Below are 14,173 nucleotides of genomic sequence, written 5' to 3'. Positions count from 1 at the left end.
CGCTTGGTGCGCCAGAGGCGCGTCTAATTGACGTCCTCGCGGTGGCCAGCACCATCGCCTCAGCGGCGTCGATCGACCAACGACGTTGGCTGTGCTGCACAGATATAACCACAGGGACACGACCGGATCGCCCAAAGGGAGAGCGGATGGACGCGCATGATCCCGCCGCGATTGTTGGGCGCGGTTAGGCTGGTCAGCTCCGTGCCTTTGTCGCTCACAATCTAGCTCAGACTGGCAAAGTGTCACGGGAGCACGTCCCCCGTTGCCCCCCCACGAGTGCTTCATAGCCAAATATGGGGCCAGCCTCGAGATCGATGATTGGCTGAAACGCCATCATGATCGGCAGATGATGCGGCATGCTTGTTCTGCATCCGTGGCACGCTTGGAAATTAGCGGCACTTTGATTTTCGGCTGCAGGGATATCCGTCATGCCCAATCGCGCAACTTACCCATTTCGTTTCGCGGCAATGCCGGGCCGAAGCGAAAGCTCTTAGGGCGTTCGGGCTCGGACAATCGTTCGTCGGCAAATCGCTGGAGGGCGGGCTCTAATTCGATCGGATCAGAACCGGGCGCTGGCACCACGAACGCCTTTAATCTGCCATTGGCATGGAGGCGTACAGCAACGTCGGCGACACCGTCGGCCCCGCGCAGCGCCTGGACGACGCGCTCTGGCCAGACATTATGCCCGGCTACCTGCAATGCACCGTCGCGGCGACCGCCAAGCCGAAATAGACGCTCATCGATACGGTCGATATGGTCTGGCAAACGTTCCACACGACCCATTCCGTCATCCAGGGCCCAATCGTCGCCCGATGGGATCAGCTGCCATCGCGGTAAAAGGCTGTAGGTTTCCGCCGGCATATCGCGAACCGCGATGGCGCTGGTTTCCGATGAACCGTACACGTCGATCATTCGTGTCAGACCCAGTGCCAGCAAATCCGTTGCCAAATGGCTATCGAGCGGTCCTGCGGAACTGACGCCGACGACGTCATCAGGAAATTGGCGGGTCAGTCGTGACATGGCTTGCCACTGCTCGGGGACCGCTACCACCAAGTCGCCTGACAACAGCCCGATCGGCGCGCCGATCTTTCGGACGACGACGCTTGTTTTGAGCGCTGCCGGCAGCAACGCCGTCCACACGATACCGTACAGATGGTTGGCCGGAACCAGCGCGACGACCCGGCGGCGATCGGTAAGCTGCTCCGCAAAAAAGGCGGCCTCTTTCAGAAGGTCGCCGACGTTATGCGGAAATGGTTGTGGGTGGCCAGTTGACCCAGATGTCCGCACCGTCACGCGTCCATCGCTAGTGGCATGCGCCTGCATGATCCAGTCGATCCAGTCGGCTACCGTGAACGGCGGCGTGTCGTCGAGCTGGCTATCGTCGAGGTCGAAAGTCTCTGCCAATGCTCCCAACGCGCCGAGCTGTTCGAGCGAATCCAAGCCCAGCCCATCATCGCCAATCGGCGTCGCCTCTGGCCAATCTGTAGAACCGGCGACCGCCAAGTCGGTTTCACGGATGCGTCTGACCTCGGCAACTACGACCGCGCAGGCTATCCGGTGGGCGGCGGGGCGCTCCAACCTTAGGCTCGTCATACCGCCAGGCCCTGGGAGCGATATACCCGGTTACGCCCGCCATCCTTGGCAGCATAGAGGCGCTCGTCAGCTAATGCGATCAGCCCGTCGATCGATCCGTCGGCTTCGTCCAGCGTCGCTAGCCCAAAGCTTGCGGTAAGCCGCAGCATGCCAAGCGGCGTCTCCATTTCGATCGCAGCTATCGCCACACGAAGAGCCTCGGCGAGCTTCGTGGCCTGCCCCTGGTCGTATCGCGGGAGCAGGACCCCAAACTCTTCTCCACCTAAACGCGCAAAAACCCCGCGCGGCGGTAGCAGCTGAGTGCAGACTTCGGTCACCCGGCGCAGGACTGCATCACCAATAGGGTGACCGTGCCGGTCGTTGATGCGCTTGAAGTGATCGAGATCCAGCACGATCAGCGCCAGCGACTGGCATATATTGCGCCAATGGGTGTGTTCGCGTTCCATCGCCTGGCTGAAATATCGCCTGTTCGACGCGCCGGTGAGGTGGTCCTTGGTCAGCACGCGCCGGATATCCTCGACTGCCTCGGCTCGCCGAGGCACCTCGCGCAGTACCACCGAAAATCTCGACAAATTTGTGTCGAGGCCGTCGGTGCGAACAACGACTAGGCGCTGGCACCAGTAGCGCTCGCCGTTTGACCGTTGTTGCCATCCCTCTTGCAGATGCCATCCCTCGCGGGCCGCTATGGTCAGCTGCTCTTCGAGCCGGAGGTCGCCGCCGGGCATTTCTGCGTCAAGAATGTCGGCGAGCTTGCGACCGATCACCGCAGCGGCATAATAACCGGTTTGGCGGGTAAAGGACGCATTTGCATCTTCGATTTCGCCATTCGCGGTGACGGTAAGTTCGGCGAAATCGATTACGCCGTCGAGCAGGGTTGCAAACCAAGTATCTGCCTGACGCAGGCGCTGCTCCTGTGCGACCTGGTCGGTGATGTCAGTCAATGTTGCCATCAACCTGTCGGGGCCCAGTTTGACCATGGTACAGGCCAAGACTTTTCGCGCCCCGCTCGATCTGCCGGTTCCCAGATCGACGAAAATGCGATGACCATCGCACATGCGTCCAGTGGCCGGCGCAAACGACGCGGCGATGCTTCGCAGCTCGGGTGCATGCTGTTCGAACGTCGCGAACAGGTTTCCTACATCTCTAGTGCCGGCAAGAGGCAACAGATGCTGCATGGCAAATGGGTTCATCAAGGCGATATCGCCGGCAAGATCGCATTCGATCAGACCGACGGGACAGGCATATAGAAACTCGAGAAGCTGCTCCTCGCTCGATTCGGCGCTCATGATCGATCGCGGTTCAGCGTTCGATCAAGATATAGCGGCGGGGGGCCGCCGCGGCTGCCAACAATCGCAGGCGGACCTTAGTTGGCCGCATACGGAAGGTCAGGACATAGGGGATGATATCATCGATATCGGGCTCGTCCCCGAAACGCTGCGCGACCAGAAAATTGTTCATGCACTGGGCAACGACTTCGAAAAACGGCGCGCCCATGACCGTCGCCGGATCGAGCCCCGACATTCGAGCTTCAGTTGCGTTATAAACCTGGACCACCGTGTCGGCGCTAAAACCCACGACGCCAAAAGGCAGTGCGTCGAGCGCTGCTTCCCCCATCGCTTCGAGGTCGTTTAACAAGATCGCTTCAAAGGATGTGTTCGTCATAGACTCGACCGGGGCTCCATAGTCGAAGTGCCCATACGGAATGAGGAATTAACTATCGGCTAAAGGAAGACGTTCGACCGCATATATCCTGCATCGCCTGCGAAAGGCGCCCCCAGCCAATCGCCGGGCGGCAGCCCGCCAAATTTTGCGCCGAAAGAACCCGTTTTGGCCACGCAGTGGTTCCGCCGCTCTCGAGAAATGGACGCCCGTACATCTCGATTCCTTGGCAGATCCGGGATGGTAGCCGGGCTTTGGAACGGCATGGCGTGGTAGTTGGTTTGCGATCCGCGCAAGGCAGCCAGACAACGAAGGCGGTCAGAATGACAACTTCGGCGGCTGGAAGCCCATCGCGGCCCATGCGCTGATGAGCGCGACAAAGAATCTGGCCGCGTAGGTCCGCACCGTCGGCCTGGGAGCCTGCTCTCCAAAGCCGAAGCGGTAGATCGAGAGCCAATAGCCAGGGTGAATATCCCCCGCGTAGAAGGGTGACGCGATCCTTTCGGAACAGACCGTAATCACCCCCCGTTGACCCCTATGACCGGACCGTTACCGTTCGCCTGAAACTGGAGCGCGGCCGCCTTGCAGTTCTCGCAATAAAAGGTCGCTACAATAATCGCCAAACCGACCGTCGAAAGCGCGGTTTCACCCCGCCGGCAGGACGAGGCTAGGTCTCGAGCTGCCACGGTCCCTATCTCTCTCCTGACTGCCGCCATCGAGCCTAGAGTTAGGCTACTTGCTAGCATGCTTGGACAACTTATCATTCCGTTGTTGGTCGCCAATCCGTTGATATCGTTCGCTCGCCATTGACTGATTTTCCAGCCTAGGCTCTCGTACAGTGTGGGCAGGAGGCGGCATGAGCGAGCAGTGGCAGACCGAAGAATTGAGGATGGTCCGTCTGTCGCAGGTCGAGCCCGGCGAGCGGGCGCTGATGCTCGAAGCCTATCGACGTGGGGTGTACGAAGTCGCCTTTCCAATCGCCGATCTTCGCGAGAACGTGGCATATTGGGCTGCCCGGCTTGCGCATGACGCGCCGCCGCCACAACCCCACCTCGATGTCATTCTGGCGATTACACCGTTTCGTCTCATCGTCGGCGGTGTGACGATCGAGCATTACCGAACCGCGGACTGCGGCCTGCTGACATATATCGCGGTCATGCCGGATGCACGCGGGCGCGGCGTCGGCACACGCCTGGTTGCCGAAGCCCGCCGCGTGCTGACGGAGATTGCGGGCAACGTGCTGATGTTCGCTGAAACCGAGCGCTATTGTGATGCCGTAGACGACCACGAGCGCACGGCGACGATTGCGCGGCAGCGGCAGTTGGCGAAGCTTGGCGCCGATATGTTGGTCTTCGATTATGTCATGCCGCCGCTGCGTGCCGACAGTCAGCCGCACCCGCTGCATCTGCTGGTCTTCATCGCTGGCCCGGGAACCCGTCCGTCGATACCAGCACGGCAAGTTGCGTTGCTGCTGCGCGAGCTCGCGGCAGCGCTCGAAACTGATATCGAGGCGCATCCAGACACGCGCGCGATGATCGATCACCTTGAAGCCACAGACCTGATCGACGTCGAACCGCTACCGGGCACTCGTTTTGATCGGCAGTTCACGGAATCGCCAGTGCTCCGGAATCTGGACACCGGTACCTTCTCTTTCGCTTTCGAGCTTTGTGTCGCGACCGATGGGTCCGTCGAACGCGCGGCGGTCCGGCTGGAGCAGGTACAAGCCGCCCTCGAGCGCGAAGGGTCAAGCCATGTGGCGGCGCATGCGGCACTGGTTGAGCCCGTGCGGTCGTTTCTCGATGACGTCACCACCTGGGAGCGTCGTAAACCCTCGGATCAGGCACAGACGTTACCTTTGTGAAGCAGCAAGGGGAATACGCTAATATATATTGATATCAATTGTTAAGGACAATGAGGTGCGACCAAAAGCGGTTAGTCCAGCTGACGCGTTTGTCGTACGTACGTCGCTTGGCCTTCGATAGCTCTCGCTCACGGGCGCGATCGCGATACAAAGTGGGGCCGGGTCGCCGCGGGCCTCGCCTCATCTAACCGAACAACCAATGTAACCTAGCGCGACACCGCTGTTACAGCAGATTCTGACCGACTGCCGCGCTAGGGGATTACACCTCCGTGAGCTGCCTTGCGCACCAGCACGCTGCCGATCGCGTCGAATAGCGCTTCCATCGCCACCGGCTTGAAGATCACCGCATCGGCACCGATTGTCATACAACGCTCGGCGAGGTCGACCGCAGTGTCTCCGGTCACTACGATCAGGGGCAAAGTGGCTTTCGCGTCAGGGCGCGAGCGGATCCTGCGGATTGCCTCGAACCCGTCCATCCCGGGCATGCGCAGATCGCAGAGCACGATGTCGAAATCCTCGAAGTCGATTTGGCGAAGCCCTTCTTCGGCGCGATCGGCCTCAGCCATCGTCGCCCCCGCGACCTCGAGCATGTCGCGCACGACCCGGCGGTTCATCGGGTCATCCTCGATAAATAATATCTTCATCGCATGGCCCTCGCGCGAGATGATGACCGGCATACAAAGCCGATCACAATATGGCCGCTATCTGTTCCCGTCGGGCACAAAACAACCCTCCCTGAGCGGTGCCGCGATGCGAACGCGATGAACGGTGGCCCTACCCGCTACCCGAACAGCGACGCACAGGAGGCTGCGGTAGCAAGCAGGGGCACCACAGCGTTATAATCACGCTCGCAGGCTATCTGCAGCTGCGGGGCACCAAGGGCTACCGCTACGCGAAAGTTCGGGTCTGGATCATACCCCCAACGCAGCAATATGCCGATTCATACCGAGGTCGCGTGACGAATTTACATTAAGGTGCCGGGTTGGCCCAAGAGGTTGATGATGCCGTTTGGGGAGCGGAGACTTAAGCTGACGCTCTCCGGTCATTTCCATTCAATCTGATGCTCGATTTTGGTCCGGCGCCGATACAGGTATAGGTTCTGGCGCCCGCTTCAGTTGGCGCACGCGCGTTTGCAGGCACTTTTTGCAGCGCATTACCAATCTGTCCGGCCGATGCGTTGCCGGTCGCTTAGTCCAACTGCACAAGCCCAACGAACAAAGAATCCGCAACGTGTTTCTCCCGTCGCGAACCTGTGGCTCGCACTTAAATAATGAGCTGGCCAAGCTCGATTATTATGACCCAGAGCGCGCCACTGACAGCCAGGCCGATTGCCAAGCCGTTGAAGTTCATTCGCTCTGCTGCTCGCTCTCGCATTGCTCATCCTCTCTAACGGCGGTGCTGTGACCGCTTCATTAACAACAGTCCTTCGACACGCCGGGTCCGCAATTTACCTCGAATCCTGTTCCGCTAGCCGAATCACTGTTGGTGCGTTCAGGTATTTAGCTGACGTACAAGTAAGTTGGGGGCGACCGAGGCCGTTGGGCTATTTGAATCGACGATGTACCGCGGGTCAACGCCTGATTGGCTGCGCGGATGCCAACGCAGTGCGGTACAAGCCGTGCCCTACCTATGAGAACCAAATGATCCCCTCCTTGTGGTTGCTGGCCGCTCTTCAGCAGCAGCTATCCGGCACAACCTTCCCCTCCACGCCCGCCCGCTATGGAACGGCAACGGCCCTCCATGGTGCCGAGGGTCCGCGCATTCTCCTGGCGGCAGTCGCCGCGCGAGTAATGAACGGCAGCTGCAGGCCTGATCGCCCGTGCCCGCGGGCGTCGGCGGACGCGCCGCCCGATGCCTTGGGACGACTGATCGGTCGTTAGGTAAGGGACGATCCCCGCATGGCCATGTTCTTGTCGGCGGGCAGTGCTGAGGTGTCAGCCGCTCGGAAACGGTAAGGGCGCCGCACGGCAGATTGGTGTCGCGGGCGGCTGGTCAGCGATCTGTCCTGCGGCATGGTGGCGAGCAGAACAGCAGTGCGATGGGATCGCTACTGGCGTCGCGCCTGGCTGATTCCGGCAAACTGGATAAATGAGACCTATACGAGCGCGGGACGGTAAGGGACGTCGGCCTGCTATTATCTGTTGCCAGACGCATGGGTTACCAGCAGATTAACGCCGCACCCACCGCATGGGATGTTCTTTCGACGCTCGGTCCCTTGCCCACGGGATCGGGCGTTTCTGACATTCGACGCGACCTGCCACGCGTCAGTTCGACCGCCCGAGGATTTGGATGTTCGTCGCCCCGACGGGTTGCTGTCCGCTGCCGGGGCGACGCCGCGCAGTAGGCGCGTAAGTGTGAAGGAAGTGCTGCGGTTTGACGCTAACAGAAGCGCCAGCGAGATTCGTCGCAGTCCTGATGCTTAGGAACTGGTCGTCGACGAACTCGAAAAAGAGACGTTTATCACTCAGGAGGGGCCGAATCGCAGTCATTAGAACGTGGCCCCGATCAGGAGAAGCCCGCCGATCCGCCGAAGAAAGGTGACCAGTAGCCGCCCGCAACTTCACGCTGGATCGTGAAAGCCGGCGTCCGCTGATCGAGCCGCAGCTTCGGCGATACAAACCTTTGCCTAAGCGGCGATGGGCTCCTGGCGATCCGCCAACACATCATTCGCATCGGCAGATCGTAGCTCGCGATCGCGTACGTTCGTCATTCGGATGAAGCCGCGGTGGGGCGAGCGCCGTTCGCGCTGTCACGGTGGGATTTGGTGGCGATTGCAGTTGCTCGCCCAATTTGGCTGCGATCCCGGCATGTTCGGAGCTGTTAGCGCTGCACGAATGACACTGCGTCGAATAAGTCCCGACCTGGGGCGGGGACAGCGCGACCGCTATGCGATCGCCGGTCACAGATGTCGGAAACGCATTGCGTTTGGGCAGAGGCATTTTGTAGCATCCCGCGACAGCCCGCGGGCGGGTGACTTGGCGATGGCAGCCATGACAGGAGGCAGAGATGGTCCGGTCAGATTTAGTTCTGGCAATCGCGCGCGACAATCCAGACTTAACTATTCGGGATGCGCAAAAGGTCGTGGACGTCTTTTTCGACCAGATCGTGCTGGCCCTAGCTGGCGACGGGCGAGTTGAAGTGCGCGGCTTCGGTACGTTTGTCACCCGTTCCCGTGCTGCTCGTGCAGGCCGAGATCCTCGAACGGGCAAGACGGTATCGGTCTGCGCGAAACGCGTCCCAGTTTATAAGCCGAGCAAGGAATGGAAGGCACGCCTATCTGGATTGATTGGTCAATTTGCGCCAACAGAAACCCGCAGATGGCGAAAGCCTCGTGCAACGTCAGGTTGATCGTGATTGGCCAGCGTGATGCTTGTTAGCCAGACAGACTAACATGGCCCAATTGAGGCCAGCGGAAAGCCAGCGAAGTTCGCGATTTTCCTACAGTCTGGGGTGCCCGTCGTGGGTCAGCCCGGCAGAAGCCGCTCAGCATTCGAGCGGGACCGAACTATAGTCGCGATCAGCCTAGCCCCGATAGGTGGAAGCCCGCCGATCCGCCGAAGAGAGCCGACAATTAAACGCCGCAGCGATTGAGGCGGCCTGCGGTGAGTACAAATTTGTACGCGCAGCGACAAGCTTGCGTCTATTTTGGGTGCGGCGCGTTCTGATCCCGTTATGGCTTATGGACTGGCAAAAGCACGCCCTGATGCGTTCTATGACAAGCGCCAATGTGCGCGACGGCAGGTTCGCCGTACCGTGGAGATCGCCACCCTTACGCGGCACCAGATAGCCGCAACCGTGTGCGACTTGTCACGGGTCGGGTGCGGGCTCGTAACAAATGACCACGTCGCGGTGGGATCGTTTGTGGAAATCGTGTTCGATGAACGTATCCGCCCTGCCGGCTGGGTGACGTGGAGCCGTAACGGCGCTTTCGGCGTCGATTTTGATTATCCGCTGGTACCCGCGGCGTTCGAGGAGATTTTAATCGAAAGCTCGCTTGCGCAAATGGCGCCGCCTTTCGAGCCCTGAAACGACCCATTGCTGTCCGCCTAGAACGATTATAGCGGCTTTCGGGCAAGAATGGGCCGCGCAGACAATCGACACCGGGACGCTTACACAGCAACCGGGGTGAACTTCGTGAAAGGCACGCCCAAAATCGACTTGGCGCTTGCACGGAAGCTCGTCCGCGACGAAATATGGTACCATGAGCTCGTGGCTTACGGGCTTTCACTCAACGGTGCGGGTGACATCGCGCGCGCCTTTCCTAGACTGATGGCCACACTGTTCTTCGACCATCTTCACGGCGTGGTCGATTGCTGGGCCGTTGGGGTCACTGGTGCGCTGCCGGAACCAATCAGATGTGACCCTAACAGGGTTCAAATTGCTTTCGCTAGACCGTTCGAGCAACGGCACATGTTCATTCATGCGCTGCCGGAGCAGCAGGCCATCGAGGCTGAGAGACCTGACGCGTATACTTCAACGCGCCGCGCGTTAGATCCGTCAGATCGAGGTAGTTGCGAACCGTCACGTCTTGACGCGCCGGCTTATGAATCGTCAGCATGTCAAAGCGCCATTTTTCGATCCGACACTCACGCATAGCGATGTCGGTAAAGTTACAGCGCCCATTGAGCAGCTTGCGACCGGTGAGTTCTCTTGATCCAAAACTACGCGACGATTTCCGAAGCGCTCTGGATGCTGCATAACCTCCGAAAGTTCTGCGATATGCTGCCCGAGTTCTGGGCCGAGAATGCTGCGTCTCGTTTCCGATATCGCTTTAATCAATTCTACTGGCCCCAATAGATAGTCGACTTTCTGCCGATATTTTCTCAGCCCGAATCTTTTTGACTTTATTCTTTTATAAACAACGAAACGACCAAAATTACCCAAGTCGATATCAAGTCGACTCGCGACCCGACGGATTAATCCCCTCAGACCGCCGTTGACAGTGATGTCAACGTTCTGAGTGTCATTTCTAATATTTGTGATTCTTAGAGATCCCGTTGTCCCAACTATGACGATTGATCTATCCCCAGGCGCTACCAGTCCGATAGTTACGGTAGCTACCAGCCCATTAGGATACTCAATGGAGCTAACGGAGAAGTCGGGAGCCATCGAACCTACGGATACCCCCTTGTCTGGAACTAACGTCGTAGAGAATGCGGTAATTGCCGTAGCACGGCCGAATAACCGATGTAGTATTGTCAAGCAGTACCCAGCGTGCTGATATGTGCATCCGGTCTCAAACTCGTTCTTAGCTGGCCATGGTGCTCCTGACTCTGATCGCCACTCCCAAGGTCGTTTATTCGGAGCAATGATATCGTCTTCGTATGCAACATAAGCAAGGACCGGCTTACCAATAACGCCCGCATCGACAGCTCCGACTAGCACATCTATGCTCTCACTTATCACATGGCATGGGGCCGAGCTAAAGAGTACGCTGTTTTGTTCGGCTATAACAGAGAGTTGTGCCACATCCTCTTTGCATAGCGCGATCGGCTTTTCGGAATATACATGTTTACCGGCCCCCATGGCCGCGGCATTAATCCCAAAGTGACTTTCGGGATTAGTAAGGTTTATTACCATCTCGATACTGTGGTCACTCAATATGTCATCTAAGTGCAGAAAATGCTGTATATGGTGATATGCACAAAAGGTCCGCGCACGATCTGCATTTCGGTCTGTGGCGCCAATGATCTCTAATTCGGAGTGCTCTCGTAGCGATCTCATATACGCATCAGCAACATAACCGCACCCTATCAGCGCAACCCTCATTAAGCCGTTCCCTTTTTGCATTTGCAACAGGCTGACGTTTTCGAAGGCTGCCTGCAAGCCAAATCAGGCTAATTCGATTCCAGACTGCGTTTCAGCACCACGTTGGATCAATAATGGAGAAACTGCTGCGTTTAAAACCCGGCCGCGACTTCAGCCCGCCACTCGATAATGGGCAGTGCATGCGAGCCATTCTTATGCCGGCGATAATCGCGTAGAGTAGCGGCGTTCGCCATTCGAGATTCAGCCTCGGCTACCCAAAGTAAAGATCAAAGCAGATTGCAGTTGATAGCGCATCAATCTCCTTTCTATCGATAAGAGAAGATGCGGGTGGAACGCGCCCACCGGAATGCTTCCGACAATACACCGATGCGGCAGCATCCAAAAACTTTCAAGGCTTATCTTCGAAGTCGCAATATACTATAAGCTATAGATAATAGGATGCTTATTATGATTCGTGATAGGAATTACCATGCAGGTGGCATGACGAATCCGTTCACTTCAAAGTTCGGGTGCGTGGTTGAGCTGACCGGCGACGGCATCACGGCACTTGGAGATTCCATTTCGCGGCACCGGCAATTTATTGCTCGACAGGGACAGATTGGCGAAGGCGCGGAGCTTGGCCCAATGTTGGTTATTCTTGAAGGCTGTGCGTTTCGCTATAATAAAATCCCGGGCGGGACGCGGTAATTCTAGGCCGCCCTGACGCCGGACCATGCTTGCAACTTCCACATCAGGCTATTTGCCGAGATGAACCATAGCATCCAGGTGATCACGCCCGGAAAGGTTGCTACCGTACCCAGAAAGAAGATGCGGGCGATAATGACGGAGCATCCGGACATCGACCGGGCGGGGTCCGGGCCTTGCTCCGTTCAGCCAGCATACGGTCGATGAAACCTCGGACGAAACCACAAACCGAACATGCAATGTCGGAGCATCCATACGACGCAAAGTCGGAGTTCTCGCACTTCGCCTAAACCCCATCATCGCCAATCGCGGCTGGTTGGATGATCTATTCGAACGCCCTTCCCCAAAATGCCGATTTTGAAGGCGACGCAGGCCAGACAGCCGACTACTTGGCGCCTTCGAGAACGCCAATAAACGTCTCGAACTGGGCAGCAGAGTCCAACTGAGCTCTCCCCGCATATTCCACCGCAGCTCGCGAGAAAGAAGCGTAGACCGTCGAATCGGTCCACAGCGATCGAATGGCAGCTGCCCACTCTTCGGGCGGCGCGTCATGCGGAAGAATGATGCCGCCGGGCCCGATGGCCTCTGGTAAGCCGCCGCGGTTTGAACCGACGACCGGGATGCCACTGCAATGGGCTTCCGAGGCGACACGGCCCCATGCCTCCTCCCACTGACTGGGAGCAAAAAGAATTTTCGTCCGGCCAAAGACCTCCCGCATGTTGTTGGTTCGCCGCATGAACGTGACGTTGGGTAGCGCGGCGAGCGAATTTTCAATTTGATTTAGCAGGTCCCCATCGAGCTTCCAGCTTTCCACAAAAAGAAACGAAATCTTAGGGCATATTCGCGCAACAGCCAATGCTGTTTCAAATCCCTTTTCAGGATACAGATTAATGAAACTGACGAATTCGTCGGTCTTCGTGTACGTGTACTTCGCCTTGTCTATGGTCGGCGGGATAACGACACTATCGATCCCGAAGGCCTTCTTGTAGGCTTCCGCCGTGAACTCGGAATTGGCGATAAACTTTGCTGTTGTGAGATCTCTTGGGTCTCCTGCCAGCTCTTCAAATTCAACATTTCTGAGATAGACGACAAGGGGAACGCCGGCTGCATCTAACGCAGCCCCGACCTTCACGGCCTTGTGGCACTGAACCAAGGCCACGTCCGGGTGAAAGGTCTTCGCCACATAGCCGGCCACCTCCCAGGGAAACCAAGCCCGCATCACCGGGTAGCCGAGATCTCGGTCGATAGCGACAGGCGCCCGGCCAAGCTTCAGCTTTAAGCGCGCTTTGAATCCCCGCAACCCGTCGCCGAAAAGTGCGGCCAAAACCGCCGTCTCATGACCGCGGGCAATGCATTGCCGAACCAGATGGTCAGTGCTCGACTGCACGCCCCCGTTGAATTCAGGGAGATAGCCATTACCGCCTGCAAACAGAATTTTCATGCAACAAACTTTCTACGACGTTATTCAGGGCGATGTTTCGGAAGGAGCCGACCCTATTACACTGCCGAAGCTTGGAGCGGACTTTCGGCGTTCGCGGCCCTCTTGGTGAAGTTGCCAGCTACGGGTCGACCGATCGAGTGATACCGGATCGCGTAACAGGCGACGATGGCTGGATGATAGACATTGCGGCCGCCAAAGATTAGCGGCGTGGACAGCGTGTCGCGGATCAGATCGGCGCCTGGAAGTTTTTCCGCTCGGTCGCAATCAGTAGCGCGTCGGCACTGCGAAGGACCGCTTCCTTGGTACCACAAAAGACGAGATCGCTTCGGTAACCGTGAATATCCTGACACTGCTTCATCGCCTCGGAATCGAAAGCCTGAATGATGGCCCCCGCCTCCCACAAGAGCGCCATGATGACAAGGGAGGATGCCTAGCGCATGCCGTCGGTATTGGCTTTTACGGCGAGCCCCCACAGAGAGAACCGCACGTCGGCCAGATCGCTGCCGGATGGGCTCCGCACCTGGTTGGCCAGCACGGACTTCGGGGCGGTTGCGCGGTTCGACAGCATGCAGCATCAGCGGATCGTAGCCGATCTTCATCGCCGCGTGAATCATTGCGGAGACGTCCTTCGGAAAACACGAGCCGCCGTAGCCGATGCCCGAATCAATGAAATGGTGGCCGTTGCGCGGATCGCTGTCGACGCCACGGCGAACCTGCTCGATATCGGCATCCAGCAGTTCGGCCAGATTTGCCATCTCGTTCATGAAGCTGATGCGCGAGCCCAGCATGCATTTAGCGACATACTTGGTGAACTCGGCGCTGCAAACATACATCGCGATCATCTTTTGTGGTTGCAATTAACCGGGGGCATAGAGTTTTCGCATCTGAATGATCACCTGCGCGGCGCGGGAACTGACGATGATGCGATCGGCGTCGGATAATCTGAAACCACCGAACTCTCTTTTAGGCATTCGGGATTGGAGAGGATGCTGGAATCGAAGTCGTCGCTGACGCTCGGCGAGCACCCGCGCGAGGGCCGCCACAATCCTTTCACCCGTTCCTACCGTGACGGAAGTCTTGGTGACAACGATTTCTGACTCTTCCATCAGGCGAGCGATCGTTTCATCGTAAGCCTGCGGTGGAGACCGCCTTGCTGTGGGCGGGTG

Annotated in this window: 12 protein-coding genes; 4 read left to right on the top strand and 8 right to left on the bottom strand. The window is 58.0% G+C overall.

From position 1 onward, the window contains the following. Positions 1-426: 426 nt before the first annotated feature. From NMP03_RS14800 to NMP03_RS14790, 3 genes are all read right to left on the bottom strand, one after another. Entirely contained in the window at positions 427-1,440 is a 1,014-nt protein-coding gene (locus NMP03_RS14800) for an AMP-binding protein (protein WP_256506246.1), read from the bottom strand. A 149-nt stretch (positions 1,441-1,589) separates the two neighbouring features. Beyond that, on the bottom strand, positions 1,590-2,879 hold the full coding sequence (locus NMP03_RS14795) for a sensor domain-containing diguanylate cyclase (protein WP_256506245.1): 1,290 nt from the start codon (positions 2,877-2,879) through the stop codon (positions 1,590-1,592). A 13-nt stretch (positions 2,880-2,892) separates the two neighbouring features. Next, entirely contained in the window at positions 2,893-3,255 is a 363-nt protein-coding gene (locus NMP03_RS14790; protein WP_256506244.1) for a PAS domain-containing protein, read from the bottom strand. An 853-nt stretch (positions 3,256-4,108) separates the two neighbouring features. Here NMP03_RS14790 and NMP03_RS14785 point away from each other — a divergent pair. Beyond that, a complete protein-coding gene (locus tag NMP03_RS14785; protein ID WP_256506243.1) occupies positions 4,109-5,113 on the top strand; it encodes a GNAT family N-acetyltransferase in 1,005 nt (334 codons plus the stop codon). Between the two features lie 251 nt (positions 5,114-5,364). Here the strand turns inward: NMP03_RS14785 and NMP03_RS14780 are convergent, their stop codons facing one another. Continuing rightward, positions 5,365-5,757: a response regulator gene (locus tag NMP03_RS14780; protein ID WP_256508143.1), complete on the bottom strand. Its 393-nt coding sequence runs from the start codon at positions 5,755-5,757 to the stop codon at positions 5,365-5,367. A gap of 2,362 nt (positions 5,758-8,119) precedes the next feature. Here NMP03_RS14780 and NMP03_RS14775 point away from each other — a divergent pair. Beyond that, positions 8,120-8,461, top strand: a complete 342-nt coding sequence (locus NMP03_RS14775) for an HU family DNA-binding protein (RefSeq protein WP_256506242.1) — start codon at positions 8,120-8,122, stop codon at positions 8,459-8,461. Positions 8,462-8,785: 324 nt separating this feature from the next. Next, the gene (locus tag NMP03_RS14770) at positions 8,786-9,139 is read left to right on the top strand and encodes a PilZ domain-containing protein (protein ID WP_256506241.1); all 354 of its coding nucleotides are present in this window, start codon (positions 8,786-8,788) and stop codon (positions 9,137-9,139) included. A gap of 525 nt (positions 9,140-9,664) precedes the next feature. Here the strand turns inward: NMP03_RS14770 and NMP03_RS14765 are convergent. After that, positions 9,665-10,939, bottom strand: a complete 1,275-nt coding sequence (locus NMP03_RS14765; protein WP_256506240.1) for a Gfo/Idh/MocA family protein — start codon at positions 10,937-10,939, stop codon at positions 9,665-9,667. A gap of 381 nt (positions 10,940-11,320) precedes the next feature. Between NMP03_RS14765 and NMP03_RS14760 the strand changes: the two genes are divergently transcribed. Further along, positions 11,321-11,569, top strand: a complete 249-nt coding sequence (locus NMP03_RS14760) for a hypothetical protein (protein ID WP_256506238.1) — start codon at positions 11,321-11,323, stop codon at positions 11,567-11,569. 382 nt (positions 11,570-11,951) lie between these two features. Here the strand turns inward: NMP03_RS14760 and NMP03_RS14755 are convergent, their stop codons facing one another. Genes NMP03_RS14755 through NMP03_RS14745 form a run of 3 tightly spaced genes read right to left on the bottom strand, consistent with a single transcriptional unit; the run spans position 11,952 to position 14,113 of the window. Continuing rightward, on the bottom strand, positions 11,952-13,007 hold the full coding sequence (locus NMP03_RS14755; RefSeq protein ID WP_256506237.1) for a glycosyltransferase: 1,056 nt from the start codon (positions 13,005-13,007) through the stop codon (positions 11,952-11,954). Between the two features lie 56 nt (positions 13,008-13,063). Then, complete coding sequence (locus NMP03_RS14750; RefSeq protein WP_256506236.1) at positions 13,064-13,849, bottom strand: hypothetical protein; 786 nt, start codon at positions 13,847-13,849, stop codon at positions 13,064-13,066. Positions 13,850-13,864: 15 nt separating this feature from the next. Beyond that, on the bottom strand, positions 13,865-14,113 hold the full coding sequence (locus tag NMP03_RS14745; RefSeq protein WP_256506235.1) for a hypothetical protein: 249 nt from the start codon (positions 14,111-14,113) through the stop codon (positions 13,865-13,867). Between the last annotated feature and the right edge of the window lie 60 nt (positions 14,114-14,173).

The organism is Sphingomonas qomolangmaensis, from assembly GCF_024496245.1.
GTDB lineage: Bacteria > Pseudomonadota > Alphaproteobacteria > Sphingomonadales > Sphingomonadaceae > Sphingomonas > Sphingomonas qomolangmaensis.
Note: the sequence above shows the minus strand (reverse complement) of the source record. Positions and strands in the feature narration are given on the sequence as shown.

Bases quoted from the DNA above. Each gene is read 5' to 3' on its own strand.
- NMP03_RS14795 (WP_256506245.1), bottom strand. From the start codon at position 2,879: ATGAGCGCCGAATCGAGCGAGGAGCAGCTTCTCGAGTTTCTATATGCC.
- NMP03_RS14790 (WP_256506244.1), bottom strand. From the start codon at position 3,255: ATGACGAACACATCCTTTGAAGCGATCTTGTTAAACGACCTCGAAGCG.
- NMP03_RS14785 (WP_256506243.1), top strand. From the start codon at position 4,109: ATGAGCGAGCAGTGGCAGACCGAAGAATTGAGGATGGTCCGTCTGTCG.
- NMP03_RS14780 (WP_256508143.1), bottom strand. From the start codon at position 5,757: ATGAAGATATTATTTATCGAGGATGACCCGATGAACCGCCGGGTCGTG.
- NMP03_RS14775 (WP_256506242.1), top strand. From the start codon at position 8,120: ATGGTCCGGTCAGATTTAGTTCTGGCAATCGCGCGCGACAATCCAGAC.
- NMP03_RS14770 (WP_256506241.1), top strand. From the start codon at position 8,786: ATGGCTTATGGACTGGCAAAAGCACGCCCTGATGCGTTCTATGACAAG.
- NMP03_RS14760 (WP_256506238.1), top strand. From the start codon at position 11,321: ATGCTTATTATGATTCGTGATAGGAATTACCATGCAGGTGGCATGACG.
- NMP03_RS14755 (WP_256506237.1), bottom strand. From the start codon at position 13,007: ATGAAAATTCTGTTTGCAGGCGGTAATGGCTATCTCCCTGAATTCAAC.
- NMP03_RS14750 (WP_256506236.1), bottom strand. From the start codon at position 13,849: ATGATCGCGATGTATGTTTGCAGCGCCGAGTTCACCAAGTATGTCGCT.
- NMP03_RS14745 (WP_256506235.1), bottom strand. From the start codon at position 14,113: ATGGAAGAGTCAGAAATCGTTGTCACCAAGACTTCCGTCACGGTAGGA.